The sequence below is a fragment of the Nocardia panacis genome, from assembly GCF_003598715.1.
In the GTDB taxonomy this organism is placed as follows: Bacteria; Actinomycetota; Actinomycetes; order Mycobacteriales; family Mycobacteriaceae; genus Nocardia; species Nocardia panacis.
The window spans coordinates 114,427-140,914 of sequence record NZ_QZFU01000023.1 but is presented as its reverse complement, the minus strand read 5'-3'; the positions used below and the strand labels follow the sequence as shown (position 1 = coordinate 140,914).

Here is a 26,488-nt window from a genome sequence, read left to right as displayed (position 1 = left end):
CCGGAGATGGCGCGAAGCTCCGATGCTATCGCCGGATGAGACACACCGCACAGGCACCCGTCGGAATAGATGGGATAGCTCACAGCAAATCCGCTGTCGCTCTTGGCCTTCGGTGGAATCAAGGGTGGCGGGAAGCGTTGTAGCGGGTATGGATTCGGCATTGGGTTCGGTACGGTTGTCCATCCTGGATCGCTCGCGGACGCGGCGCGGACAGCCGCATCCGGAGGCGCTGCGCGAGACGGTGGAGTTCGCCCGACTGGCCGAGCGGTGGGGCTATCACCGGTTCTGGGTGTCGGAGCATCACAGTGTGCCCGGTGTGGCGGGGTCGGCGCCGACCGTGCTCGCCGCCGCCGTGGCCGCCGCCACCCGCACCATCCGGGTCGGGACCGGGGGCGTGATGCTGCCCAACCATCAGCCGCTGGTGGTGGCCGAACAGTTCGGGGTGCTCGAATCGCTGTATCCGGGGCGGATCGATATGGGCTTGGGTCGATCGGTCGGGTTCACCGACGGGGTGCGGCGCGCACTCGGCCACGGCCGTGACGATGCTGCGGACTTCGACGATCAGCTCACCGCCGTCCTGGAATACCTCGCGCGCGGCCGCGCGGGCGTGCACGCCTGGCCGGGGGAGGGGTTGGCGGTGCCCGCCTATCTGCTGGCCACCGGATCCGGTGCGGAACGGGCGGCGCGTTTCGGCTTGCCCCTGGTGATCGCGGCCGTGGCGGGCCGGGATCGGATGGCGGCGGCGATCGAGCAGTACCGCAAGGATTTTCGTGCCACCGAGTGGGGTGGGCGGCCGTATGTCATGGTGTCCGGCGCGGTGGTCATCGCCGATACCGCGGCGCAGGCGCACCAATTGCTGCTGCCCGAGGCGTGGTCGGCGGCCTATTCCCGCACGCGCGGCGAGTTCCCGGCGTTGATCCCGCCGGCGGAGATCGCCGAGCTGTCCATGTCGGAGCGGGAGCGGCGACTGTTCGACGAGGCGCTGCGCGACCATATCCACGGCGCCGAGACCGAAGTCGCCGCGGACTTGGCGCGGCTGGTCGCCGATACCGGGGCGGATGAGATCCTGGTCCACACAAGCACTTACGATCGCGCGGCCCGCCTCGAGTCGCATCGCAGGTTGGCCGAGTTGGTGGGCCTCGCCGCCCCGGTGCGGGCGGCGTGAGCGAGTTCGGTCGTGCGGCATAGCAGTATCTCCGCCGGTTCACGTGCGATAGGTGCGCGCGACCAGCCCGGAACGCAGATACCACAATCCCGACGCCTGCGCCGGATCGAAGCCGGTGAGCTGAGCGATGCGCTTGAGCCGGTAGTCCACGGTGTTGGTGTGCACGTGCAGCACCCGCGCGGTGCGCTGCCGGTTGAGATTGTTGCCGATATGGCGCTGCAAGGTTTCCAGTAACTCCGGATGCTCGTCCAAGGGGTCGAGCAGCGAGCCGAGATATTCGCGGCCGGGACCGGGGCGGGTGAGTTGATACTCGAGCGCCAGCTCATCGAACCGGTACAGCCCGGCGACGCATTCCAATCGCTGAACCATATCCAGCAATTCGTGCGCCTGATCCGCCGCGCCCGGAATCTGGGCGGGCGCGGCGTGCACGACGGTCGCGGTCACCCCGACCTGCGCGGCGTGCGTCAGCCCGGCGATGAGTTCCTCCAGAATCGCGGGCTCGGCGTCGGCGGCCGGAATGAGCACCGTGCCGCCGTCGACGCTGAGCAGCGACAGCGCCCGATCGCCGCAGCGGCCCGCGAGTTCGGCCTGGACCCGGCGCAGTTTGCGTCGGGCCACCACCTTGCCGTCGAGGCGCGGATTGGCCTCGTCGCGGTGGCGCGGAATGGCCACGGCCAGTACGGCATACGAGTCGGCGACGGTGATCCCGCATTCGCGGGCCATGGTGGAGGTGGAGTGTCCGCCGAGCAGCGCCGAGGTGAGGGTGTGCACGGCGGTGTGGTGTTCGCCGACGGCGGCGCGCAATTCGCGCACATAGGCCGTCGAGACCGCCGAAGTGATCATGTCCAGGATCTCGAGCAGGGTTTTGGCCCCCATGGCGAGATCGGTGTGGGCGTCGACGGTGTCGGCATCGGCCATCACCAGATCCAGCCCGATCTTGAAGCCCTCGTGAATGGCGTGATGGATGGCGTTGATCGGCACGCCCTCCCTGGCCCATTCCGCGGCGGCGCATTCGACCCGCTTCATCTTTCCCGGTAGATCGCGCCCGTCGAGCACGCTCACCGCGATCTCCAGACATACCCTGGTGACGGCGGTGGCGTCACCGTTGAGCGCATCGCCGGGGAGCGTGCCGCACGGCGCGACATTGGCCGCGAAGTGTCCTACCATTTGCCGCGAGAGGCTCCGAATGTCCTTGAGCGGGGCCGACATCGGCTTCCCGGATAGTGTGAGGCCCGGACGCGGCGTGCCATCGACTGCCACGGCAACTCCTTCCACCCCCGACTTGCTGTGCGGCGCATTCACACTAACGGCCCGTCGCCCGCTCGGGAACGGTTCGGCGTGTTCTGTGCTCGCGAGAGCGACCGCGCGCCCGCGATTTGTGCCGCGCCACAGGGTTGTCCGCTGTGCCGGGCGGGAACCGGCGTGCGGCTACAGCACCGCGATATCCAACGCGCCCAAGCGTTTCGGATCGGCGAAGACCTCGTAGGCCGCCACCCGACCGTCGCGCACCTCGAAGGTGAGCGCCGGCAGCAGCCGACCGCGCGGGGCTAGGACTCGCGCAGGAATTTCGCGGCCTGCTCGCCGATGAACAGGGCGGGCGCGTTGGTGTGTCCGCGAATGATCAGCGGCATGACCGAGGCGTCGGCCACTCGCAGACCCTGCACCCCGCGCACCGTCAAACGCGGTGTGACGACGCTGTTCTCGTCGGTGCCCATGCGGCAGGTGCCGACCGGGTGGTAGAGGGTGTGGGAGAACCCGTTGAGCGTCTTCTCGAAGACGGCCTCCGGCTCGCGCGGCGCCCGCGGCGGGTAGATGAGCTCGCCGAGCACCGCGCGCATCGGCGCGGTATCGGCGAGGTCGGCGCAGGCGCGCAGGCCCGCCATGAGGGCGGCCCGGTCCGCGCCCGCACTGTCGGACAGGTAGCGCGGGTCGATGACGGGCTTGTCGGCAGGGTCGGCCGAGCGCAGCGAGATGCGGCCCCGACTGCGCGGGCGCAGCAGGACCGTAGCGAGAATCACACCGTGCTCGGTAGGGGGCCGCAGGCCCTCGTAGAAGAAGGGCGCGGGCGCGAAGACGAGTTCCAGGTCGGGCAGGTCCAACTCCGGTCTGCTGCGGACGAATCCGTAGGCCTCGCCGATATTCGAGGTGAGCATGCCGCGGTGGCGGATCAGGTAGTCCAGCAGTTGCCGCGGTTTCTCGGCGGCGTAGAGCGAATCGGCGCGCACCCCGTAGCCGAGTCCGGCGACGAGGTGGTCCTGGAGGTTGCCGCCCACCTCGGGCGCGTGCACCACGGTGGGGATGCCGTGGCGGGTCAGTTCGTCGCGGTCGCCGATACCCGAAAGTTGCAGTAGCTGCGGACTATTGATCGCACCGCCGCACAGCACCACCTCCCTGCGGGCGGTGACGGTGTGCTCGGCGCCGCCGCGCCGGTAGCGCACACCGGTGGCGCGGGTGCCGTCGAAGAGGACCTTGGTGGCGAGCGCCTCGCTGTGGACGGTGAGGTTGGGTCGGCGCATGGCCGGGCGCAGGTAGGCGTCGGCGGCGCTCCAGCGGCGGCCCTCGCGCTGGGTCACCATCGTCTCGGAGAAGCCCTCGGGCCGCGGACGATTCGCCGGTTCGATCGGATAGCCTGCGGCCCGAGCGCCTTCGAGATACGCGGCGGTGAGCGCGCGCGGGCTGCGCTGTCGTGTCACGTGCTGCGGTCCGGTCGCGCCCTCGTCCGGGAATTGGGCGTCGCGCACCTGCTCGATGCGCCGGAACTGGTCGACCGCGGCCGCGAACCCCCATTCCGCGCCCGCCAGCAGCGCCCACTCGTCGTAGTCGGCGCGGAAGCCGCGCACCCATATCATGGCGTTCATCGAGGAGGAGCCGCCGAACATCTTGCCGCGCGGCCAATAGATCTCGCGGTTGTCCAGGTGCGGTTGCGGTTCGGTGAAGTCCCGGTAGGGCCAACATACGAGCAAACCCGCGCAGCCGGTTCGGTTTCGGTGGACATCCCATGCATCCGGCCCAAAGAAAGCGCCGGGACCAGTTCGGTTGCTGGCAGTGCGGCAGTGACCTTATATTCGACGGCGTTATGACGCGTGCAGGCGATTGGCCACAGGCCCCGACCCGTCGTCGCCATGCGCGCCCGCCGCGTAAGCGACCCGACCCGCAGAAAGCGCCATGGTGGCGCGTGGGCGGACGGGTGCTGTCGGGATTCGTCTCGATGACGGTCCTCGTCGGCACCGGCGCGGCCTGGGAGGGCTACCAGGTGGTCGCGGCGGGCGTCACCACCTCCAATGCCCTCGCCGACGGACCGAAGTCCTCCGGCAAGGATCAGAACATCCTGATCATGGGTCTGGACAGCCGACTCGACCAGCACGGCAAGCCGCTGGACAAGAATATGTACGACGCGCTGCACGCGGGCGACGACAGCGTCGGCGGGTACAACTCGAATGTCCTGATCCTCATCCACATTCCGGGCGATGGTTCCAAGGCCACCGCGATCTCGATCCCCCGCGACGACTGGGTGCAGTTGTCCGACGACTCCTGCCAGTACGCGCCGTGCAAGGGAAAGATCAAGCAGGCCTACGGCTACGCGTACTCGATCAAGAAGAACAAGCTCGAGATCGACGGCGTCAAGGATGAGGCCGAACTCGAGCAGCGGTCGCGGGAGGCGGGCCGCAAGGCCGAGATCTCCACGGTGCGCAACTTTTTGGGCGGCGTGCCGATCGATCACTTCGTCGAGGTGACGCTGGTGTCGTTCTTCCAGATCGCCCAGGTGGTGCAGCCGATCACGGTGTGCCTGAACCAGAACACCTCCGACGACTTCTCCGGCGCGGATTTCAAGAAGGGTCCCCAGCAGATCGATGCCTCGCAGGCCATGGCCTTCGTGCGGCAGCGGCGCGACCCGGACGAATCGCTGAACTTCACCGATCTGGACCGCACCCGCCGCCAGCAGGCCTTCATCGTCTCGCTGGTGCGCAGACTTCAAGACAGCGGGACGGTCACCGATCCGGGCAGGCTCAAAGGTCTGCTCGATGTGGCCAAGCAGAACATCGCCATCGACGACCAACTGGATCTTGCCTCGTTCATCAAGCGCGCCTCATCGCTGTCCAGCGGCGGTATGACGCTGTTCACGCTGCCCGTCAAGGATTTCGGCCAGAACTCCGAGGGCGAGGACATCAACATCGTCGATCTCCCCGAGGTCCGCACCATCGTGAAGAACATCCTCACCCCGCCGAAGACACCGGAGGCGGGTGCGGCCACCGCCGCGCCGCCGCCCACCCCGACGACCATCGCGGCCGCGGCGGGCATCACCCTCGATATCGTCAACAGCACCGGTCAGTCGGGTCTGGCCAAGCGGTTGCAGCAGCAGTTCGCGACGCAGGGGTTCACCAAGGGCGATTTGGGAACGGGCGCCGTGCTGACCACCACCACCGTCACCTACGGTCGCGGCGCCGAGGCCGCCGCGACTGCGCTGGCCGAGCAGCTCGGTCTCACGGCCACCAAATCGACGGCGGTGGAGGCGAATGCGGTCCGCCTGACGGTCGGCACCGATTCCTCGACCATCGGGCCGCTGGCGGCCGCCGCGGCCGACAGCGCCAATGACACCGAGACGCCGACCACCAGCGTCGCCCCGGTCTCGGCCACCGCCGTCGGGGCCAAGGCTCCGCAGCCGACGGATCTGTCGACCATGGACGGCACCAACGGGATTCCCTGCGTGAAGTAGCGCGGCGCGCGAATCGGCATGTCGCGCTATGTCGCACACACTGCCCGCGCGGATCCGGTCGCGCTCGACCTCAGCGCACCGCGTCCAGCGCCGTGGTCCAGTCGGCGGCGATGGCCTCCTGCGCCTTGTCCAGTGCCACCGTGCCCGCGCACACCATTTCGTGCAGCTTGTTCTCGACCGAGTCCTTCGGATTGGGGGAGTGGCCGGACTCGACCCAGAGATTGCGCGGATCATTGGGATCGCCGCCGAGTTCCAGCGGAACCAGGTGGTCGTACTCCGTGTCGCTCAGTGACCCGGTGTAGCCGTAGGATTTGGCGTTCGCGCGCTTCTCGGCGTCGGTGATGCGCACGGGCGGTCGAATCGACTTGGTGTACCCCGATTTACAGATGGTGGTGTCCAGGGTGTCCAGGGTGTCCAGGGTGTCCAGGGTGACGCGGGGATTGAGCGCACCCGGTGTGCATGCCGGATCGGGGAGGGTTTCCCCGTTGGCGGCCGTGCGGTACTGACAGTTCGATGGTTGTGGTTCCACCCGGTAGGGACTCTGCGGTCCCGGCCCGTAGGGCAGTGCCATCGCCTGCCCGACGCCGAGGAAAAACGTTGCCGCCACACCGATTCCGAGAGCCGCCCACCTCATGGTCCGAGTTTATCGGCGTGCGGGGTGGATTGTTCGGACTCTGCGCGATGTTCATCCGGACTTCGCCGTCGAGTCGAATCCGATACCACCGCATCCGATTCGGCGTGCCGCGTTCCGAAACTGCCGGCTACCGAACGGAATTCGGGGCCGGTAGTGACATCGGCGTGCGTTCACGCATCGACTGCAATGACGCATCCGTTGCTCGCACCGCCCGCTGTCCGGCCCAGCGCGATATTCGAGAATTGTGAAGCGCTGGCATTTTAAATGACAAACTCGTTAGTCTAAGAAATTTCTCCTGAATTGTTGTGACCTACGCAATAGCTATGAATTAGCGATTTAGTTGAGAAATGTCCTGTAACGAACGGTTACGGTGATTCCGATGTCGGGGTAGTGCTTCGAGAACAAGGAAGCGCTAGGCGTCCGAGTGCTCGATCCGGCCGCATCTGCCTCAGTGAAGAGGTGATCTACCAGGTGCAGTGACGCACAATCCCGCCCGTTCCTTCGGCCGATCCGCGCGCGATTGCCATCGCGTTGCCGAATATCTGCCAGAGAATTCCCGAATGGAAATTTGCGATGTCTTCTCGAACTCGGACCGCCCCTGGAATCTCCGTCGTCATCCCCGCCATGAATGAGGAGCGCAATCTCCCGCATCTGGCCGAGCGCATGCCGCGGGGCCTGCGCGAAATCATCGTGGTTGACGGAAACTCCGCCGACCGCACCGTCGCCGTGGCGCGCGAACTATGGCCCGCGGCCACCATCGTCGGCCAGACCCGGCGCGGCAAAGGCAACGCCCTGGCATGCGGATTCGCGGTCGCCACGGGTGAGATCATCGTCACCTTGGACGCCGACGGTTCGACCGACCCGGCCGAGATCCCGGACTTCGCGGACGCACTGCTGCGCGGCGCCGACTACGCCAAGGGCAGCCGCTTCCGCGACGGCGGCGGCAGCGCGGACATCACCCCGCTGCGGCGCCGGGGCAACGATATGCTCAACCGCTACGCCAACCTCAGCTTCGGCGCGCGCTTCACCGACCTGTGCTACGGCTACAACGCCTTCTGGCGACACTGCCTGCACGCCATGGACCTGCCCCCGATCGGTGCGACCCGCCCCCAGTGGGGCGACGGCTTCGAGATCGAGACCCTGATGAACGTGCGGGTCGCCAAGGCCGGACTCACCATCGCCGAGGTCGCCAGCTTCGAGAGCGAGCGCATCCACGGGGTGACCAACCTCAACACCTTCCGCGACGGACTGCGCGTGCTCAGCACCATTCAGCAGGAACGCGGCCGTAGCCGCGGCACCGCGCACCCGACCGGCCGCGCGGGCCTGCGGCCGCGGCCGGTGCGCCCGTGACGCCGTCGGTGTCGGTGGTGATCTGCGCCTACACCGAACTGCGCTGGGACGATATGCGCGCGGCCGTGGCCTCGGTGCTCGCGCAGACCCCGCGGGCGCACGAGGTGTTGCTCATCATCGACAACAATCCGGAACTACTGGCCAGGGCGCGGACCAGCTACTGCGCCGAACCGCTGGTGCGGGTGCTGCCCAACGCCCAAGCGAAAGGTCTTTCGGGAGCGCGCAATACCGGCATCCTGGCCGCGCGTGGCGAGATCGTCGCCTTCCTCGACGACGACGCAGGCGCCGAATCCGAGTGGCTGGCCGCCATGGTCGGCCACTACGCCGACGGTGCGGTGGCGGGCGTCGGCGGCCGCGCCGAACCGCGCTGGCCGCAGGAGCGGCCGACCTGGCTGCCCGCCGAATTCGACTGGGTCGTGGGATGCAGCTACGTCGGCCAGCCGACCAGCGTGACCGGCGTGCGCAACTTCATCGGCGCGAATATGTCGCTTCGCCGCGACATCCTGGCGCGCACCGGCGGTTTCAGCCACGAGATCGGTCGGATCGGGACCGTCCCGCTCGGCTGCGAGGAAACCGAGCTGTGCATTCGCGTTCGCGATGTGCAGCCAGGGGCGACCCTGCTCTACGACCCGGCGATGCGGGTGCGTCACCGCGTGACCCCCGACCGAATCCGACTGCGCTACTTCGTGCGTCGCTGCTATCACGAGGGTCTGTCCAAGGCCGTCGTCGCCGGACGGGTCGGCGCCGACGCCGCCCTGTCCAGCGAACGCGACTACACCCGCCGCGTCCTACCGCGCGCCGTCCTGCGCGGACTGCGCACCCCCGCCTCCGGCGGTCTGCTCCGCGCGGCCGCCGTGCTGCTCGGGCTCGCCGTGACCACCCTCGGATATCTGCGCGGGCGGTTGCGCGCGCACCCACGCCAAAGGATCGCCCCATGGAATTGACCGCCGCCATGCCGACATCCGCACCGCCGCACTTCGATTCGGCGCTGTGGATCGGCGAGTTCGACCTCGCCGCCCCACCCGCCGACCACTACCTCCTGCGCGCGCCGCAAGGCTACCGCCGGGCCAGACTGCTGGTGCGACAGGCGAGGGTGCCGCTCGGCTTCGTCACCGTCGACATCACCGACGGCGCCGTGCACCGCGACAGCATCGAGGCCGCCGCCGCCGGTTTGGTGGCCGCGGCCCCGCATCGCGCGCCGCTTCGTCCCCACCCGCCCGTCACCGTGGCCATCTGCACGCGGGACCGGCCCGAAATGCTGCGCGTCGCACTGGATTCCGTACTGGCCATCGACTATCCCGACCTGCGGGTCATCGTGGTCGACAATGCCGCGGCGACCGAGGCGACCCGCGCGCATCTGGCCGAGCGCGCCGACCCGCGGGTGCGGCTGGTGGTCGAACGGCGACCCGGTCTGTCCCGCGCCCGCAATGCCGCGATCCTGGCCGCCGAGACCGAGATCGTCGCCTTCACCGATGACGATGTGCTGGTCGACCGGCACTGGATCACCGCGCTGGTGGCCGGCTTCGAGCGCGGCACGAAGGTGCGCTGCGTGTGCGGCATCGTCCCCAGCGGGGAGATCAGCACGCCCGCGCAGGCGTACTTCGATCGTCGCGTCGGCTGGGCGCGCGCACTGGCCCCGCGCGTCTTCGGACTCGACCGGCGTCCCGCCGATCAACCGCTGTTCCCCTTCCAGGTCGGCCGCTTCGGCACCGGAGCCAATTTCGCCATCCAGCGCTCGATCGTGTTGAAGCTCGGCGGATTCGACGAGCGACTCGGCGCGGGCTCGCCCACACAGGGCGGCGAGGACCTCGACATGTTCTTCCGCGTCCTGCTCGACAACGGTCATCTGGCCTACCAGCCCGCGGCCATCGTCTGGCACCGCCACCGCGCCGACAACGCCGCGCTGCTCACCCAGGCCCACGGCTACGGACTCGGCCTCGGCGCGTGGCTCACCACCCTCGCCCTGCACCCGCGCACTCTCGGGTTGGCGCTCGGCGCCGGACTGCGCGGCCCCCGGCGCCTGTTCGGACTCGCCCGCGCCATGGCACGGTCCTGCGACCCCGACGACGATCTGAAAGCCCTGCTGCCGAACAACATTCGGTCCACCGAACTGCGCGCCATCGCGCGCGGACCGTTCGCCTACCGGAGCGCGGCCCGCGAGGGCCGCCACCGCAGGCCACTGGGGTGACGCCGTGACCGCCCTCGCGACGCGCCCGGCCGCCGCCGCGGCCAACCTGCGGGTCAACTCGCTGGCCCTGCTCGGCGCGAATATCGCCACCGCCGTGCTCGGCCTGGGCTTCTGGGCCGTCGCCGCCCGGCTGTATCCGGCGCGGGAACTCGGCGTCGGCGCGGCGCTGATCACCAGTTCGGTGCTGCTGTCGACGCTGTCGAATCTGAGCCTCGGATCGATGTACGAGCGGTTCCTGCCCGGTGCGGGCACGCACGCGGGGGCACTGGTGCGGCGCGGCTGCGCCGCCGTGGTCGCCCTCGCGACGCTGCTGGCGCTCGGCCTGGTGTGGCTCGGCCCGCGCGCCATGTTCCCGAGCGCGGCCACCGCCGTCGAATTCGTGGTCGGCACCGGATTTCTCGCACTGTTCGCGCTGTTCGACCAGTTGCTCAACGGGCTCGGCGTCGGCCGGTGGGCGGCGGCCAAGAACACCTGGCACGCCGTCGCGAAACTCGTGCTGCTGATCGCGTTCTCGTTCGGCGCGCGCGGCCCGGTGCTGTATCTGTGCTGGGTGGCGCCCGCCGCCGTGAGCGTGTGCTGGCTGGCCGGGGCGGTGCGGCGGCGGATCGGATCCGATCCGCGCTACCTGCGTTCGATCGCGCTGCCGCCGCTGCGCGAACTGGCGGCCTATTTCCTGGGCTCCTACGGCATTGTCGTGATCAACGCGCTCGCACCGCTGATCGTGCCGCTCGTGGTTCTCGGCCGTTTGGGCAGCGCCGCCAACGCCTACTTCACGGTGAGTTGGTCGCTGGTGACCGCGATCCTGGTCACCATCACCATGCTCGGCGGACCCTATGTCGCCGAGGCGGCGAGCCATACCGAACAGTTGCGCACCTTGACGATTCGCTTCGTCCGACTCGTGGGCGCGGCCGCCGTCGCGGGCTCGGCGCTGCTCCTGGCCGCGCCGCTGCTGCTCGAAGTGGTCGGGCCGCAATACCGGGCGCAGGGCACGGATCTGCTGCGGCTGGCGGCGCTTTTCATCCCGCTCGCCGCCGTCGGGGTGCTCTACGACGGAATCTCGCGCGTGCGACGGCGGCTGCGGTTGGCCATCGTCGCACGCATCGTCTGCACCGTGACCATTCTCCTCGGCGCACTGGCCTGGACCGGCTCCGGGGGTATCACCGCCGTCGGTTGGGCCTGCGCGGCGGCCGAGGCCCTCAGCGCCGCCCTGGTCGCGGTCCCCCTGCTGCGCGCGCTCGCGCGGATATTGAACGACCCAGTCGATGAAGGAGTTTCGCCGTGACCACCCACCGGATACGCACCGGCGACCTGCTGCAGGCCCACAGCAGAATGATCACCGTGTTGGGGCCGTTGAGCTTTCGCGAACCCGCCGCTTTGGCACGGACCCTGCGCGATCTCATGGCCCCGCACCGCCGCATCGGCCTCGTCCCCGAACCCGGTGCGCGCCACTGGTCTTTCGACCGGGAGGCGGGCGCACCGCGCGTCTCGGTGGCCCCGCCGTGCGCTCCCGATGAGGTGGACGCGCGCCTGACCGAACTCGCCGCCGATCGCGCGCCCAAACCGCCGATCGCCCTCACCCTGGCGGGCGACTACCTGTTCGTCGATATGTGTCACGGACTCGGCGACGGCGGACTGATCGAGATGACCAATGTCGCGCTGGCCGCCGGGACCGAACATCCCGAGGTGCGAAAGTGGTTCGGCGGCAAGGAGACCCGCAATCCGCTGCTGCGTTCTGCGCTCGGCCACTTTCTTGCCGAACCGTCGCGACTCGCCGAGGGTGTGCGACTGCTGCGCGGCGCCCCGGCCGCGGCCCGCGCGGAAAGTCCGCGGCCACTGCGGGATTGGCGACCACAACCCGCCCTCGCGCACGCCACCATCGACCCCGAGGCAGCCGTGCGACTCGCACGCTACCGCGAAAAGACCATGCCCGGCGTCTCGCTGGCCGCCGTCCTCTTCGCCCGGCTGCACGCCGAACTCGGCGCGGCGGGCATCCGCACCGACGACGCGATGACCGTCGTCTACGACTGCCGCCGATACCTGCCCGAAAACAGCCGGGTGCGTGGCAATTTCGTGGCGGGCGTCGAGCTGCGCCCCACCGATCCCGACGACCCGGCGGCGCTGCATCGCGCCATGGTCGGGGCCGGGGCCACCGGCAAACCCCTCGCCACCATGGCCGCGCAGGTGCTGCGCGACCGCCGGTCCGGTGTGCGCGAGGTGCGCCTGCCCACCTCGGTGGTGGAGACGCCGCGCGCCCGGCTCGGAGCCAGCTATCTGCACTGCGGAGCGGGCTTGAGCGAATTACCGTGGCGCTCGGGCGCACTCGGCACCTACGTGGCCTTCGTCGAGCCCGCGCATCCGGAGCTCATCGCCTGCACCGTCATGCGGCGGCGCACCGTTTTCGATATCACGGCCACCTACCACGCGAACGTCTTCGAACCCGCCGCGGTGCAGGCCGCGCTCGCCGCGCTGACCACCTGGCCGCCCGAGGGACACCGAATACCGCTGGGACGGGCCTCGTGATCGGCACCCAGGCCCCTCCACGTTCCGCCGTCGCGAACCTCGTGGCGGTGGCGGCACTTCAGGTCTTCGTCGTCGAATTCCTGGTGGCCGGAAGCTGGCACGGTCACTACGGCTACGCCGCCGACGCGCTCGGCGAGCTCGGGGTGCCGTTCTGCGGCGAGCACGGCGACGAATCCTGCACGGCAACAGCATATTTGATGAACATTTCCTTCGCGCTGCTCGGCGCTGCGTTCGTCTTCGGCGCGGCCCGCCAATGGTCGAGGACGCGGGCGATCAGTTGGCCCGCGTGCTACGCGGCGGCCGGCGTCGGGATGATGCTGGCCGCCCTCGCGCACGTCGATCGGCACTGGCAGGCGCACACCCTGGGCATCGCCACCTTCTGCGCCTGCGCCAATTTCGCCACCCTCGGCACAGTCACCGACGACTTGCGCCTCGGTGTCACCCGCCGCGCCCTCGCCGGCCTGCTCAGCCTCCTCGGACTGACCGCGTTCCTGCTGTCGGTCAGCGGGTGGACCCTCGGACTCGGCCACGGCGGAATCGAACGCGTGGCCTGCTATGCCGGAATCCTCGGATTCGTCCTGACCATCGCAGGCCCGCGTGGGCCGCACTCGACAATCGGAGGTGCTGTATGAACGTGCGGAAATCCCTGCGCCGCTGGGGCTTTGTGATCGCGGCGGGCATTCTGACGACGGCCGCCACTACTGCGGGCGACGTCGCCGCCGCCGAACCCCCGACCCGATTCGACGACACCTTCGCAGGCCCGGCGGGCAGCGCCCCCGACCCGAGCAAGTGGGGTTACGACCTCGGCGGCGGCGGATGGGGCAATGGTGAGGCCCAGGTCTATACCGACTCCCGCGACAACTCCCGCCTCGACGGCTCGGGCCACCTGCTCATCGTGGCCCAGCAACCAACGCCGGGCGCCATTACCTCGGCCCGCCTCACCACACAGGGCAAATTCGCCTTCACCGAGGGCCGCGCCGACGCCAGCCTCCGATTCCCGGCGGGCGCAGGCCTGCACGGCGCCTTCTGGACCCTCGGCACAGATATCGGCCAGGTCGGTTGGCCCGCCGCGGGCGAGATCGATGTCGCCGAGGTCATCGACGACGGTTCCGCCATGCTCTACGGCGCACACGGTCCCGCTCCGGTAGGCCCCTACGAGGTCACCGGCTCCGCCCCGGTCGTGGCCACCGACTTCCACGACTACTGGATCCAGCGCACCAAGAACTCCATCACCTTCGGCGTCGACGGCACCGTGCTGCGCACCCTCACACCCGACGACCTGCAACCCGGCCAACAGTGGGTCTACGACAAACCCATGTACCTCGTCCTGAATCTGGCCCTCGGCGGCACGATGCCCGGCCCGGTCGGTCCCGATACCGCCTTCCCAGCCGTCATGACGGTCGCGAGCGTGCACGTCACCGGTGGCTGATCCCACTGGCCGCACCCTGCCGACGCTGCTGTCGGCCGCGTGCGGTCTGCTCGCCCTCGCCCCGCTCTCGGCCGCACCGAAAGCGCTGCTGCTCGCGGCCTTCCTCCTCACCGGACCGGGACTGGCGCTCCGGCACTGGGTTTCGGTGCCGCGCGCCATAGCGCCGATCATCATCCCCACCGTCGGCCTGGCCACGGCCATCGGCGCCACCTCGATCCTGCTGTGGTTCCATCGTTGGCCGAGTGTCGGTTTGGAGTTGGCCCTGGTCGCGCTGGTGGTCTATTCCGGCGTGCACGGTTCTCCCCACCGAACGGGTTTTCGGATCGGGAGATCCATCCTCCCCGGTCGGGGCGGACCGGGGGCTGTGGCACTGGAACCGGTCCAGATCCGCGAGCATATCGGTGTCCGGAAGATACAGCGGCACGCCGGGATTCGCGAGGCCGTCAAGGCGATCCCGCGCAATCGACCACTGTCGGCGACGATCATCGCCCTATCGGTCTGGGCCGGGGGAGTGGCCCTGCTGCGTCCGAGTGGGGTGGGGGAGTACGGACTTCTGGCGACCCCGCTCGGAATCGTGCTCGCGCTGTGCTGCGTGGCCGTCGTCTGGGCCTTCCTGGCCGCGCTGCGGCAATACCGGCTGCGCACCGCGCTTCTCGCGATCCTGGCGGTCATCGTGATCCAGCGTCTGACCGTCACCCTCATCACCGAAGCGCCGATCTACGAGTGGACCTACAAACACATCGGTGTTGTCGACTTCATCCAGCGCTACGAGACGGTCCCGCCCGCCTCGGTCGACATCTACGGCCTCTGGCCCGGCTTCTTCGGCGCGACCGCCTGGTTCGGCGATCTCACCGGTCTGAGCCCGCTCACCATCGCCCACCTCTTCGCTCCGTTCGTGCATATTCTCCTGGCACTGGGCGTCCTCTCGATCGCCAGGATCATCGGTTGGGGCGCCCGAATCGCCTTGGCAGCCGCCATGATCGCCGAACTGCTGAATTGGGTGGGCCAGGACTACTTCTCGCCGCAGGCCACGGGTCTGGTGCTGGCGCTGGGCGTCCTGGCCGCCGTCATCGCGGCCCGCCACTCCCGGCCGATGGCCTACCTCTCCATCCCCCTATTCGCCGCTCTCGTGGTCACCCACCAGCTCACGCCCTATTGGGTTTTCGGGGTGGTCGTGCTGCTCACCCTCACCCGACGCACGAAGCCATGGTGGTTACCCATTCCCTATTTCGCCATCCTGGTCGGCTACCTCGTGCCCCGCCTGCCGGTCGTGGCCCCCTACGGACTGTTCTCCGGGTTCGACCCGGCCAAGAACGCCACCGGCAATGTCACCCTGATCGGCACGGCCGCGAAACAATTCACCTCGACCACCTGCCGCTCCCTGACCGCCGCCGCCGTCCTGCTCGCCATAGTCTGCGCCATCGCGCTCTGGCGTGCCCACAAGCCCACCTGGATCGCCATGGTGCTGGCGTTCACCTCGATCCTGCTACTGGGTGGCCAAAGTTACGGTGGCGAAGCCATATTCAGAGTCTTCCTCTACGCCGTGCCCGGAATCTCGATCCTCACCGCGCCATACCTGGTCAAATTCGTGGCCCGATCGCCACGGCACGGACGGAATACGCGCCGAGCGCGAACAGTCATAGCGACAACAGGCACATTCCTGGCGGTACTGGCGTCTCTTCAGTCCTACTTCGGCCTATGGTCGATCGTCATCGAACATCGTTCTCAGATCGCGGCCGCGAACAGCATGATGTCCCGAATAGCTACTCCCGCAGCCATAGTCCCCATCTATGGCGCGGGGTTCCCGACTCGCACTACTGCCGACTATGCCCAACCGGCCACTGTCACAAAAGATTTCGATACCCCACTGATCGCCCGCCCCGACCTTCTCACGATCTCCGATCCGGCCGCCCTCGCCGCCGCTGTCTCCCACCTCGCCGCGACTACCCCTGGCGATACCTACATCATCTTCACCCCCCAATCCGCCACCGCCATCCACTATTACGGCTACCTCCCGCCGACCACCCTCCCCGCCCTCGAATCCGAACTTCGGAGCAGCCCCACCTGGACCGCCACGTCCACTTCCGACTACACCCTCTACCACTACACCGGCCCCCACACTCCCTGACGCCGGCCGATCCGGTTCCGACTCGGCCGGCGTCGGGCCGGATCAGGAGCCGCTGGTCGTCCGCCGGAAGTGTGCGGCGATCTCGTCGCTGGTCGTCGTCCACACGCCGGGATGATTGACGACGTACTCCAATGCCTCGTCGAGGTAGCGGTGCCGGAAGGCCTGACCGGTGACGAAGGGGTGCAGGGCCAGGGCCATTACGCGACCGCTGTCGGCGGAATCCGCGTAGAGCTGGTCCACTTGGTCTTTCACGATCCGCACGAAGTCGGGGCCGGTGAGTCCCTTGCTTAGGAAGATCCCGATATCGTTGAGCTCCACCGAGTACGGCACGCTCAGCATGCCCGGCACATTCAGCGCGTAGGGCTGATCGTCATTGGTCCAGTCGAGGACGTACTCCACACCGAGTTCGGCCAAAAGCTCCGGGGTGTTGAAGGTTTCGGTGAGCGCCGGACCCATCCAGCCGCGCGGGCGCGCGCCGGTGGTCCGCTCGATGGTCGTGACGATATCGCGCAGCGCGACGCGTTCCTGCTCGATCGTGAGGTCGGTATGCAGGTGACTGTTGCTGCTGCCGTGCGCCAACCAGGCCCAGTCCCGCTCCCGGCCCGCGGCGATGATCTGCGGATACCGGTCGCCCACATCGGAATTCAGCAGCACGCTGGCCCGGATGCGGTGCTTGTCGAGCAGTTCGATCTGTCGCCAGATACCCACCCTGGGTCCGTAGTCGCGCCAACCGTAGTTGAGCGAGTCCGGAGTCAGCTCCGTCGTCCCCGCATAGGTGGCCGTTCCCGGAAGGTCGACGTAGAAGTGTTCGATATTGAGTCCGACGTAGAAGGCAACGCGCTTGCCATCGGGCCAGTGGATCGGCTCGCGCGCGGTGATGGGGCTGTAGTCGTAGAGTGTGAGGTCCTTGCTCATGCGGACATCCTCAAACCTTGACACCGATGTGAAGGTCAAAGGGGGTTTCGTGTGAGGTAGCGCATACACGGTGTCGAGCGCTCGGCTTGTGCCCCGCACGACACCGCGCCGAGCCGTCTATTCGCTGTCCACGAGCATCTTTCGCGCGTCGGGCCGCACCCGACCCCGCCACCCGATCAGCAACACCGATCCCGACAGGGCGACGAGTCCGGCACTCGCCCAGAACGCGGCGCCGACCTGCCCCGTGTGATCGACCACGATGCCCGCGAGCGTAGGCCCGAGGATCGCCCCGACATTTAACGCGGTGGGTCCCAGCGCCCCGGCGATCCGCGGCGCGGCGGGAGAGGCGGCTCGAATCACCTTGCCGATCAAGGTGGATCCGACCGCGAAGGCGACCGCGCCACTCACCGCCGCCATGATCGCGACGCCGACCGGCAGGTGCGCACTCAGGGCCGCGATCGACCAGATACCGATCAGCCCGGCCGTCCCCACGAAGACGATGCGGTCATCGAATTGGGTGAACCGCCCGGCGAGCACGACCCCGAGGAAGGAGCCGATCCCGAACAGCGCCAAGACGATCGGCACCCAACGGGTACCGGCGGCCTCGGAGGCGACGGCGCCCAGGTAGGTGAAGCCGGCGAAGGTGGCCGCATTGCACAGCGCACCGACCACGAGTCCGACACCGACGGTGCGGGTTCGGACCACAGCCCACTCCCGCAGCAGCGAAACCTGCGCGGTGGCACGGGAATCGACCCCGCGCGCCGGAATCAACATCCACACCGGCACCAACACGGCGGCACTCAGCACCGCGATCGCGAAAAACGCGGCCCGCCAACCAAACACCTGCCCGAGTACGGTGCCCGCGGGCACTCCCGCGATACAGGCCACGGTAACTCCGGCGACCACGACGGAAACGGCCCGCCCCACCAGATCGGCTCGCACCAAACGGGGTACGGCCGCCAACCCCACCGCCAAGAATCCGGCGTTGGCGAACGCCGCCACCACGCGGGTGGCCAGCAGCACCCCGAAATCCGTTGCCACGCCACCGATGACGTGCACCACGCCGAACAGCGCCAGAAAGGCGCAGGCCGAATACCGCAGCGACCACCGCCCGGCGACCATCGCCATGAGCGGCGCCCCCAGCACCATCCCCACCGCGAACAGCGCCGTCAGCAACCCGGCCCGCCCGACCGAAACCTGCAGATCCGCCGCGATCGGATCCAATAGTCCGGACACCATGAACTCGGATGTCCCCTGCGCGAATACCGCGACAGCCAAAACGAATACCACTGTGGGCATGAAGAATCTCCCGGAAGACAGGGCGCAACGCCCGAATCGGTTCGCGAAAACCTGTCGGCGCTGCGAAACACCCGCGCGGCCAACACCTGCCGCCGCGAGCACCTGTCTTCACAACGCCGCCCGGCCGATACGGCCGAGCGGCTACCTTCTTTCCGACTCCGGAAGATTCACGACCCCACCCTAACAACCGGGGTCAACACATTGTCAGACCGGCGTCTGCTCGTCGCGAATCTCGACGATCGGAAGAACCAGCGCCGCAGGCGAACTCACCGGAACCGCCGGATTCTTGGGCGCGACGGGCGCGATCCGCCGATATCCCGCACTCTGCTCGGGCCGCGTGTCCTGCTCACCGTTGTTGGGCCAGTAGGCGGCCGCCCGCTCGGCCTGCGCGGCAATGGTCAGCGACGGATTGACCCCCAGATTCGCCGATACCGCCGCACCGTCCACCACGCTCAGTGTCGGATACCCGAAGACCCGGTGATAGCCGTCGATCACGCCCTGCTCGGCATCCGCGCCGATCGCGGCGCCGCCGAGGAAATGCGCGGTGAGCGGGATATTGAAGATCTCGCCCCAACTGCCGCCGGGAATCCCGCCGATCTTGTCCGCGACCCGCCGGGTGACCTCGTTTCCCGCCGGGATCCACGTCGGATTGGGTTCGCCGTGGCCCTGTTTGGAACTGAGCTTGCGACCGAAGAGTCCGCGCTTGGTGTAGGTGGTGATGGAATTGTCGAGGTGCTGCATCACCAGGCAGATGATGGTGCGCTCGCTCCAGTTCTTGGTGCTGAGGAAGCTCAGCAGTTGGGCCGGATGCCGCAGCACGAGTCCGAGGAAACGCAGCCAGCGCGGCAACCGCCCGCCGCCGTCCACCATGAGGGTCTGCAGCAGGCCCATCGAATTGGAGCCCTTGCCGTAGCGGACGGGTTCGATATGGGTGTCGGGCGTCGGGTGGATGGAGGAGGTGATCGCCACACCCTTGGTGAAGTCCGTCCCTGGCGCGACCTTCTTGGTGGCGGCGCCGACAATGGATTCGGAATTGGTGCGGGTGAGCACGCCCAGCCGGTCCGACAGCTTCGGCAGTACGCCCTTGTCCCGCATGGCGAACAGCAACTGCTGGGTGCCTCGGGTGCCCGCCGCGAGCACCACGTGTCGGGCGGTGTAGGTGGTGGGCCGCTTGCGCACCCACGCGCCGGTGCGTTCGGCGGCGATATCCCAGGTGCCGTCGGGCAGTGGACGCACGGCGGTGACGGTGCTCATCGCAATGATGCGCGCCCCGGCCTGTTCGGCCAGGTAGAGGTAGTTCTTGACGAGGGTGTTCTTCGCGCCGTACTTGCAGCCGACCATGCAGTCGCCGCATTCCACGCAGCCGGTGCGCTCGGGGCCGACACCGCCGAAGTAGGGGTCGGGCACCGTCTTGCCCGGTTCGCCGAAGAAGACGCCGACCGGGGTCTGCACGAAGGTGTCGCCGACGCCCATATCCTCGGCGACCGCCTTGAACACCTCGTCGGCGGGTGTCATGTGGGGATTGCGGACCACGCCGAGCATCCGCTGCGCCCGCTCGTAGTACGGGGTGAGTTCGGCGCGCCAGTCCGTCATCGAGCGCCACTGCGGGTCCTGGAAGAACGGCTCCGGTGGAACGTAGAGGGTATTGGCGTAGTTGAGCGAGCCGCCGCCCACGCCCGCGCCGCCGAGGATCAGCACATCGCGCAGCAGGTGGATGCGTTGGATGCCGAAGCAGCCCAGTTTGGGCGCCCAAAGGAACTTGCGCAGATCCCAGCTGGTCTTGGGGAGTTCGTTGTCGGCGAAGCGCTGCCCGGCCTCGAGGATCCCGACCCGGTAACCCTTCTCCACCAGCCGCAGCGCGGTGACGCTGCCGCCGAATCCGGAGCCCACGATCAGCACGTCGAAATCCGTTGTTCGCTGGTCCATCTGGCAACTCCTCATCCGGTGTCGACGGTGACCGGGGTAACACTACTCCCGAGTAGCGAAGTATCTGGAACTGGGGATCACACTTGTTCGCGCCGCCAGGCGACGGTCGTTTCGATGACGGTGTCGAAGGGGGTCGGTCCGAATCCGAGCCGTGCCTCGCTCGCCGTGGAGTCGAGGGTGAACGGCCGCTCGAATTGATAGACCATTTCCGCCATCTCGCGCATATCGGTGTTGAACCACCCGCCGGCGCGCAGCAGCCACCCCGGTGCGGCGAAGACCTTCGGCGCGCCGGCGCCCGCCGCGTCGGCGTAGCGGCGAATGAGTTCGCGCTGGGAGATGGGCGCCGCGGTCGGGGCGTGCAGGAAGCTGTCCCACAGCGCCGTATCGCTCGCCGCCTTGATCATGGCCGCCGCCAGATCCGGCATGTAGGTGAAGGCGTGTGGCGCGTCGAGATCCCCCATGGTCCTGATCCGCTTTCCGGCCAGCAGCGGTCGCAGGATGATGTCCCCCGCCAGCGCGGTGTGCACATGCGGTCCGATGAAGTCCGATGCGGCGACGCTGACCGTGTGCGCGCGGTGCTCCGCCCTGGCCTTCAGCAGCGCGACCCGCACCGCGGGCTTGCCGAAGTTCGCGGCCCGGTCCATGGATTCGCGCATCGGTTCGCGGACCGGGCCGTAGGAGTAGAGGCTCTCGGGGAAGACGACCACGGCGCCCGCTCGCTCCGCCTCGTTCATGACGACCTGTTCGGTCGGGGGCAGTTCGGCCCACCAGTCCGCCGCGACATAGCGGGAGGTGTGCATGCAGTGGTAGACGGCCCGCGCGCCATCGAACTGGCCCGAGAGTCGGGTCCGCTGCGACACGTCCACCGCGCGCCGCTCGATGCGGGCATGTTCGGGTCCGCTGCCCGAGCGGGTCAGGACGCGAACCCGCGCACCTGCGGCGGCGAGTTGTTCGGCGATGGTGGCGCCGACGGGTCCGGCTCCGATGACGACGTGCAGTTCCGGCATGAGCTGTCCTTCCGGGTCATTTTAGAGAGCGACGCTCTCAGTTGTTTTCGAGCATGCGGCATTGCCCGCGCCAAGTCAAGAGCAGTGCTCACGATTGTTGACATCGCTCTCGCTGATCGGCACCCTTGGGACATGCCAACGACCCCGCGCGCCCGAGCCAGGGCGCAAACCATGACCGATATCGTGCGCATCGGCCGCGACCACCTGGCCAGTCATGGGGCCGCCGCCCTGTCGCTGCGCGCCGTGGCGCGTGACCTCGGCGTGGTCTCCTCGGCGGTCTACCGCTACGTCAGCAGCCGCGACGAGCTGCTCACCCTGTTGGTCGTCGACGGCTACACCGACCTCGGCGACGCCGTCGACGCCGCCCTGGACGCGGCCCCCGCCGACCCGATCGAGCGCATCCGGGTCCTGGGTCGCGCTGTGCGCGAATGGGCGCTGTCCGAACCGGCCCGCTACGGACTGCTTTTCGGCACTCCCGTCCCCGGCTATCAAGCGCCTGCCGAACAGACCGTCGCCCCTGGCATTCGGGTGGTGGTCACTCTGATGGGCCTTATCGATGCGGCCTACAGGCAGGGCGTGCTTGCCGAACCGACGCGCCCGGTCACCGTTCCCGAATCTCTCGCGGGCAATTTCGCCGGGATCCGCGCGGAATTCGGCCTGGATCTGCCCGATTGGCTCATCGCACGGGGAATTACCGCCTGGTCCAGTCTTTTCGGCGCGGTCAACTTCGATGTCTTCGACATGTACGGCGCGGACACCTTCGCCGACCGCGCCGAAGTCTACGAACTGCATCTCGACGCCATCCTCGATCTGCTCGGCTACCGCGGCGGCGTCTGATCCCGGTTCCGGGGTGGTCCGACGACCGGGATTCGGCGATATCTATGAATTCGCTGACCGCGAGGTTTTACAGATTTGCGAACTACAACACGTTCTTATGTGAAACCGTTCAAACGGGGTAGATCCCGGCGATGTCTCAAGTGTGCCGTGCCTGCTCGCTGCGCCAGGGCTTGACCGTATGTCCATGAAAATGGCTGCTACATAAGCCTATTCAAGGAATTCATGATCAACTTATTGTGAAATGTCCCAAAGTCACTAAAGAGGAGAAATGTCCCACAAAAGAGTAGGAACGGGTTACAGTTCTGGCTCCAGTTGATAGCGAGGGCCGGTTTTCCCGAGAAACTCGGCCACCCGCTATAGAGTTATGGAGAAGAAGATCATGAAATCCATTCCGTCTGTCGGCATTCGCGTTCTCGCCGCAGCTCCGGTCGCCCTCGCGGCGACCTGGTGTCTGGCCTCGCCCGCCGGTGCCGTCCCCCAGGGGACGACCACCATCACCTGGCAGTGCCAGGGAACCGTTTTCGGTGTAGACCAGACTTCGACGCTGACCGCGCAGGTGGCCGGTGACGCACCGACCTCCGCGGCAGGCGGTTCGGCGGTGACGATCAAACTGACCCCGCTCGCGACCGCGGTGCCGGCCAGTTCGAACGGCTTCAACGTCAACAACATTCACGATCTGCAAGTGATCACGCCGTACCCGGCGGGCGCCACCTTCGTCTCGGCCACCGCCTCGGGTGGCAGCGTGGCGGCGACCATCGACACCTCAGGAGGAAAGATCGCACTGAACGTGGCGGGACCGATCGCGGGTGGCGCGAGCTTCACCTTGCCCGCGGAAACGATCAATGTGACCGCAGGCGCCTCGGGATCCATCACCAGCACCTACGCCGGGACCAGCTACGCCGACGCGGGAATGACGCTCACCTCGAACGTGGATACCGTCCTGGGTCCGTTGGACGTCCCGATCTCCTGCTACCCGGACCCGAAGCCGACCTTCACGACAACGACCATCGGCGGCGCCGCGGCGCCGGGGGTCGCTCAGCCACCCAAGACGAACTGAGCAGGCCCAAGGTATTTCGACCGGTCGGTGCCGATCACTGAGGGAGGTGATCGTCGTGGGGCCGGGTCAGGTGTCGGCTCGGCCCCATCCCTGCGCGACGATCCCGAATCCGCACCGTCCGTTCGGCTAGCCGGGCAGTCGGACCGGATCGGTGCAACTGTCCACCGGAGCCACCAGTGAGCAGTTCTTCGGCTCCCTGGTAGGTCGATAGTCGGCGGGAACGCCGCCCGCGCGGGTGATGGCGGCGTAGGCGGGCACCGCGTCGGTGGGCTTGCGGGTCAGCGTCGGATCCGTCAGCACATCCACGGTATACAGGCCGAAACGCGGTGTGTAGGAGCCCCATTCGTAATTGTCGGTGAGACTCCAATAGTTGTAGCCGAGGAGATTCATTCCGTCGGCTTTGGCGCGCTGCAACCAATAGACGTTGTCGCGCAGATTGTCGCCCCGGCGGTAACCGTCGGGGCGGGGGCGGCCGTTCTCGGTGGGCATTCCGTTTTCCACAATGTAGAGCGGCCTTCCCGGAAACTTGCGCGAATAGTGGTCCAGCGCATAGTAAATGCCCTCCGGCTGCAGCGGATTGCGCCAGGAATCGGCGGGATCGAAGCCGAGGGCGTCGGGGGAGAGGCCGTAGTAGTAGTCAATACCGATGTAGTCGAGTTTGTTCGCGATGCGGTCGAGGACCGAGCCGGAGATCAGGTCGTCCGCACCGCCGGGGATGTAGGCGACATTGCTGGTGACCATGGCCGCGTTCTGCTTGGTGTGAATGTAGTCATAGATGGCGTTGTGCGCCTGCGCGATTCGGTCGACCATCGCGGGCGCGGCGGCCACGGGCAGACCGCCGTTGCGCATCTCGTTGACCAGATAGAAGGCCGGTTCGTTGAAAGTGACCCAGAGCGGATTCGCCCCGGCGAAGCGGTCGACGACCGTGCGCGCGTTGGCCAACCAGTCGGTCACGATGTCGGGATTCGCCCAGCCGCCCCGCTCCGCTTCCCAGCCGGGATACACCCAGTGGTCGAGCGTCAGCATGGGCCGCATGCCCGCGTCGGTGATCGCGGCGATCACCGTGTCGTAGAAGCGAAGTCCGTCCTCGTCCCACTCGCCCGGTCGCGGCTGCACTCGCGCCCACTCGATCCCGATCCGATAGACCTTGACGCCAAGCTCCCGCGCCAGCTCGATATCCGACCGGTAGCGATGGAAGAAGTCGACCGAATCGCGCAGCGGGTCATCGGTTTTCCCCGCGGCGATGTAGCGGGTCCAGTTGCTGTCGGGCGCGCTGCCCTCCGACTGGAACCCGGACGCGGCCACACCCCAGAGGAATTCCGCCCCCAGCGGCGCGACTCGATCGGGCGCGGGGGAGCGGGCCGCCGCGGGCGAGGCGCCGAGAACCAGCGCCGTCCCCGCCGCGGTGAACGCGGCCAGCATCCGACGACTTCGTGATCGCATCGCCCCAGCCTAGGCCGGCCCGAGTCCGATTGATCGACAGCAACATTAGGGGTAGGGGAGCGGCCCATGCGACCGAGGGCTTCGGCAGCCCAGGGGAGTACCTACCCCCGTCTTATATAGAGACCCGTATCCCCCCGGCAACCACCAAAAGCCCTAGGCGTCCACCCCCCTATCGATCCTATAAAAACATCCCCGTACCAAGATATGCGCATCTGACTATGTAAATCCTCCTATGAAATATCGTTGCCTTCGCGCACGTTCACGGTGAGAGTGAGAGTTAACCGGTGGTCGGCCGCATCGAGGAGAGGGGAACCCTCGGCGGGGTCGGGATCGGATGGGTTTCGGGCGGATGGTCGTCAGGAGAGTGGGCGGATGCCGCACGGTGTGATTGTTTCGGTGGATGGCGGGAGGTTCTCGATGACCGGCTGGTCGTGGGATCGTCACGGCGAGTTAGGTGGGCGACGTGAATGAGGAAGGGGGGATCATGGCGCGCAACTCCACGTTGACCGCGTACCGGGAGGCGTCGTTCACCACGGCGCCTATGGTGCGGCCGGTCCTGATGACGGCACTGCTCGGCGTGAGTCTGGTACTGATCTACGAGGCGGTGCAGGCCACCCACGAGGGTGTGAACCACGCGTGGTTCGTCGCGGCTTCGCTCTCGGGTGTGTTCGTGGCGCGGGGTCTGCATCTGCACCGGCCGATCACACTGCCGCACTTGACGATCGCGGTCTTCGCGCTGGCGTGCGCGAATGTGGCGTATCGGGCCGAACATCCCGCCGTCGGGTTCGGGCTGCTGGCCTCGACCGGATTCATCCTGATGCTGCCGCAGTCGAGCAGACCGCAGCCGCAGCAGATGTATCGGGTGGCGGCTCTGGTCGACAGGACGATCGACGATCCACTCGCGCCGTTCGCGCTGCACTCGTCGAAGACCTACTACTTCAACGCCCAGTCCACGGCGGCCATCGCCTATCGCACCCGCTTCGGGATCGCGGTGGTGGCGGGCGATCCGATCGGGGATCGGGCCGCGTTCGGCGAACTGGTCGGCGAATTCTCCGAATTCGCGATGAATCACGGCTGGCGGATCGCGGTGCTCGGGGCCGGTCCCGAGGTGAGCGGGCTGTGGCGCGAGCGCGCGGCCGAGCATCGCGGCCTGCGTCCGGTGCCGATCGGGCGCGACGTGGTCATCGAGGTGGACCGGTTCGACATGGTCGGACGCAAGTACCGGAATCTGCGTCAGGCGGTGAGTCGCACCAAGAACTTCGGCGTGCGCACCGAGGTGATCGCGGAGGGCGCGCTGCCGCCCGCGCTGCGCGCGGATCTGCTCGGCGTCGTCGACGAATGGCATGCCGGTCGGCAGAGTCGCGGCTTCTCGATGATCCTGGACCACCTGCTGGACGGTCGGAATCCGCACATGCTGGTGGTGTTGGCGCGCGATGCCGAGGACCGGGTGGTGGGTTTCCAGCGCTACGGCGTCTCCGGCGGCGGGCGCGAGTTGAGCCTGGACGTGCCGTGGCGACGCAAGGACGCCCCGAACGGGCTGGACGAGCGCATGGTGGTCGACCTGGTGGCTTACGCCCGCGCCCAAGGCATTCGCCGAATCTCCTTGGCGTTCGCGGCGTTTCCCGAGTTGTTCGCCGACAAGCAGCGGTCGCGGACCCAGCAGTTGATGTATCTGCTCGTGCATCTGGGCGATCCCCTGATCCGGCTGGAGTCGCTGTACCGGTATCTGCGCAAGTTCCACGCCCTGTCGGACCAGCGCTACGCCCTGATCCGCTGGCGCGAGGTGCTGATCGCGGGCGCGGCCATGCTGTCGCTGGAGTTCGTCCCGCATCGTCGTCAGTACTGAACGCCAACGACCCCGCACCCGCGGGGTCGT

At 67.7% G+C, this 26,488-nt stretch carries 20 protein-coding genes and 1 pseudogene; 13 read left to right on the top strand and 8 right to left on the bottom strand.

Annotated features, from left to right (window positions below; translation table 11 throughout):
* Positions 1–124: 124 nt before the first annotated feature.
* Positions 125–1,165, top strand: a complete 1,041-nt coding sequence (locus tag D5S18_RS19620) for an LLM class flavin-dependent oxidoreductase (RefSeq protein WP_345789776.1) — start codon at positions 125–127, stop codon at positions 1,163–1,165.
* Positions 1,166–1,204: 39 nt separating this feature from the next.
* Here D5S18_RS19620 and D5S18_RS19615 read toward each other — a convergent pair whose 3' ends face one another.
* A complete protein-coding gene (locus D5S18_RS19615; RefSeq protein ID WP_239003880.1) occupies positions 1,205–2,425 on the bottom strand; it encodes a PucR family transcriptional regulator in 1,221 nt (406 codons plus the stop codon).
* A 287-nt stretch (positions 2,426–2,712) separates the two neighbouring features.
* Positions 2,713–4,116: pseudogene (locus tag D5S18_RS19605) on the bottom strand (GMC family oxidoreductase); the annotation flags it as partial.
* 224 nt (positions 4,117–4,340) lie between these two features.
* Here D5S18_RS19605 and D5S18_RS19600 point away from each other — a divergent pair.
* Entirely contained in the window at positions 4,341–5,879 is a 1,539-nt protein-coding gene (locus D5S18_RS19600; RefSeq protein WP_239003879.1) for an LCP family protein, read from the top strand.
* Between the two features lie 70 nt (positions 5,880–5,949).
* On the opposite strand, the gene D5S18_RS19595 is transcribed toward D5S18_RS19600, so the two are convergent.
* Positions 5,950–6,513, bottom strand: a complete 564-nt coding sequence (locus D5S18_RS19595; RefSeq protein ID WP_120042507.1) for a hypothetical protein — start codon at positions 6,511–6,513, stop codon at positions 5,950–5,952.
* Positions 6,514–7,086: 573 nt separating this feature from the next.
* On the opposite strand from D5S18_RS19595, the gene D5S18_RS19585 reads away from it, so the two are divergent.
* The 8 genes from D5S18_RS19585 to D5S18_RS19555 are packed head-to-tail and all read left to right on the top strand — an operon-like array spanning position 7,087 to position 16,128.
* Positions 7,087–7,863, top strand: a complete 777-nt coding sequence (locus D5S18_RS19585) for a glycosyltransferase family 2 protein (protein WP_120042505.1) — start codon at positions 7,087–7,089, stop codon at positions 7,861–7,863.
* Complete coding sequence (locus D5S18_RS19580) at positions 7,860–8,807, top strand: glycosyltransferase family 2 protein (protein WP_120042504.1); 948 nt, start codon at positions 7,860–7,862, stop codon at positions 8,805–8,807. Before D5S18_RS19585 ends, D5S18_RS19580 begins: the two co-directional genes overlap by 4 nt.
* Positions 8,798–10,051, top strand: a complete 1,254-nt coding sequence (locus D5S18_RS19575) for a glycosyltransferase family 2 protein (protein WP_120042503.1) — start codon at positions 8,798–8,800, stop codon at positions 10,049–10,051. The genes D5S18_RS19580 and D5S18_RS19575 overlap by 10 nt, the downstream gene beginning before the upstream one ends.
* Positions 10,052–10,055: 4 nt before the next feature.
* Positions 10,056–11,333, top strand: a complete 1,278-nt coding sequence (locus tag D5S18_RS19570) for a lipopolysaccharide biosynthesis protein (protein WP_120042502.1) — start codon at positions 10,056–10,058, stop codon at positions 11,331–11,333.
* Positions 11,330–12,571: a hypothetical protein gene (locus tag D5S18_RS19565; protein WP_120042501.1), complete on the top strand. Its 1,242-nt coding sequence runs from the start codon at positions 11,330–11,332 to the stop codon at positions 12,569–12,571. The genes D5S18_RS19570 and D5S18_RS19565 overlap by 4 nt, the downstream gene beginning before the upstream one ends.
* A gap of 47 nt (positions 12,572–12,618) precedes the next feature.
* Complete coding sequence (locus D5S18_RS34930) at positions 12,619–13,203, top strand: hypothetical protein (RefSeq protein ID WP_158607906.1); 585 nt, start codon at positions 12,619–12,621, stop codon at positions 13,201–13,203.
* Positions 13,200–14,000, top strand: a complete 801-nt coding sequence (locus D5S18_RS19560; protein WP_158607905.1) for a glycoside hydrolase family 16 protein — start codon at positions 13,200–13,202, stop codon at positions 13,998–14,000. The genes D5S18_RS34930 and D5S18_RS19560 overlap by 4 nt, the downstream gene beginning before the upstream one ends.
* On the top strand, positions 13,993–16,128 hold the full coding sequence (locus tag D5S18_RS19555) for a hypothetical protein (protein ID WP_120042499.1): 2,136 nt from the start codon (positions 13,993–13,995) through the stop codon (positions 16,126–16,128). Before D5S18_RS19560 ends, D5S18_RS19555 begins: the two co-directional genes overlap by 8 nt.
* A 42-nt stretch (positions 16,129–16,170) precedes the next feature.
* Here D5S18_RS19555 and D5S18_RS19550 read toward each other — a convergent pair whose 3' ends face one another.
* The 4 genes from D5S18_RS19550 to D5S18_RS19535 form a co-directional block, all read right to left on the bottom strand.
* Positions 16,171–17,043 carry a polysaccharide deacetylase family protein gene (locus tag D5S18_RS19550; protein ID WP_120042498.1) on the bottom strand — a complete coding sequence of 291 codons (873 nt, stop codon included), beginning with the start codon at positions 17,041–17,043 and terminating at the stop codon, positions 16,171–16,173.
* Positions 17,044–17,160: 117 nt separating this feature from the next.
* Positions 17,161–18,342: an MFS transporter gene (locus D5S18_RS19545; RefSeq protein ID WP_120042497.1), complete on the bottom strand. Its 1,182-nt coding sequence runs from the start codon at positions 18,340–18,342 to the stop codon at positions 17,161–17,163.
* Positions 18,343–18,546: 204 nt separating this feature from the next.
* Positions 18,547–20,268, bottom strand: coding sequence for a GMC family oxidoreductase (locus tag D5S18_RS19540; RefSeq protein ID WP_120042496.1), 1,722 nt, complete (start codon positions 20,266–20,268; stop codon positions 18,547–18,549).
* A 77-nt stretch (positions 20,269–20,345) separates the two neighbouring features.
* On the bottom strand, positions 20,346–21,275 hold the full coding sequence (locus D5S18_RS19535; protein ID WP_120042495.1) for an NAD-dependent epimerase/dehydratase family protein: 930 nt from the start codon (positions 21,273–21,275) through the stop codon (positions 20,346–20,348).
* Positions 21,276–21,407: 132 nt separating this feature from the next.
* Between D5S18_RS19535 and D5S18_RS19530 the strand changes: the two genes are divergently transcribed.
* Both D5S18_RS19530 and D5S18_RS35795 read left to right on the top strand, forming a co-directional pair.
* Positions 21,408–22,112 (top strand): TetR/AcrR family transcriptional regulator, encoded by a 705-nt coding sequence (locus tag D5S18_RS19530; RefSeq protein ID WP_120042494.1) that lies wholly within the window; start codon positions 21,408–21,410, stop codon positions 22,110–22,112.
* A gap of 379 nt (positions 22,113–22,491) precedes the next feature.
* The gene (locus D5S18_RS35795) at positions 22,492–23,169 is read left to right on the top strand and encodes a hypothetical protein (RefSeq protein WP_147404028.1); all 678 of its coding nucleotides are present in this window, start codon (positions 22,492–22,494) and stop codon (positions 23,167–23,169) included.
* A 126-nt stretch (positions 23,170–23,295) separates the two neighbouring features.
* Here D5S18_RS35795 and D5S18_RS19520 read toward each other — a convergent pair whose 3' ends face one another.
* Positions 23,296–24,612, bottom strand: a complete 1,317-nt coding sequence (locus tag D5S18_RS19520) for a family 1 glycosylhydrolase (protein ID WP_120042492.1) — start codon at positions 24,610–24,612, stop codon at positions 23,296–23,298.
* 463 nt (positions 24,613–25,075) lie between these two features.
* Here D5S18_RS19520 and D5S18_RS19515 point away from each other — a divergent pair, with 463 nt between their 5' ends.
* A complete protein-coding gene (locus D5S18_RS19515) occupies positions 25,076–26,458 on the top strand; it encodes a bifunctional lysylphosphatidylglycerol flippase/synthetase MprF (RefSeq protein WP_239003878.1) in 1,383 nt (460 codons plus the stop codon).
* Positions 26,459–26,488: the final 30 nt, after the last annotated feature.

Bases quoted from the DNA above. Each gene is read 5' to 3' on its own strand.
- D5S18_RS19585 (WP_120042505.1), top strand. From the start codon at position 7,087: ATGTCTTCTCGAACTCGGACCGCCCCTGGAATCTCCGTCGTCATCCCC.
- D5S18_RS19535 (WP_120042495.1), bottom strand. From the start codon at position 21,275: ATGCCGGAACTGCACGTCGTCATCGGAGCCGGACCCGTCGGCGCCACC.
- D5S18_RS19530 (WP_120042494.1), top strand. From the start codon at position 21,408: ATGCCAACGACCCCGCGCGCCCGAGCCAGGGCGCAAACCATGACCGAT.
- D5S18_RS19575 (WP_120042503.1), top strand. From the start codon at position 8,798: ATGGAATTGACCGCCGCCATGCCGACATCCGCACCGCCGCACTTCGAT.
- D5S18_RS19540 (WP_120042496.1), bottom strand. From the start codon at position 20,268: ATGGACCAGCGAACAACGGATTTCGACGTGCTGATCGTGGGCTCCGGA.
- D5S18_RS35795 (WP_147404028.1), top strand. From the start codon at position 22,492: ATGAAATCCATTCCGTCTGTCGGCATTCGCGTTCTCGCCGCAGCTCCG.
- D5S18_RS19550 (WP_120042498.1), bottom strand. From the start codon at position 17,043: ATGAGCAAGGACCTCACACTCTACGACTACAGCCCCATCACCGCGCGC.
- D5S18_RS19545 (WP_120042497.1), bottom strand. From the start codon at position 18,342: ATGCCCACAGTGGTATTCGTTTTGGCTGTCGCGGTATTCGCGCAGGGG.
- D5S18_RS19560 (WP_158607905.1), top strand. From the start codon at position 13,200: ATGAACGTGCGGAAATCCCTGCGCCGCTGGGGCTTTGTGATCGCGGCG.
- D5S18_RS19595 (WP_120042507.1), bottom strand. From the start codon at position 6,513: ATGAGGTGGGCGGCTCTCGGAATCGGTGTGGCGGCAACGTTTTTCCTC.
- D5S18_RS19520 (WP_120042492.1), bottom strand. From the start codon at position 24,612: ATGCGATCACGAAGTCGTCGGATGCTGGCCGCGTTCACCGCGGCGGGG.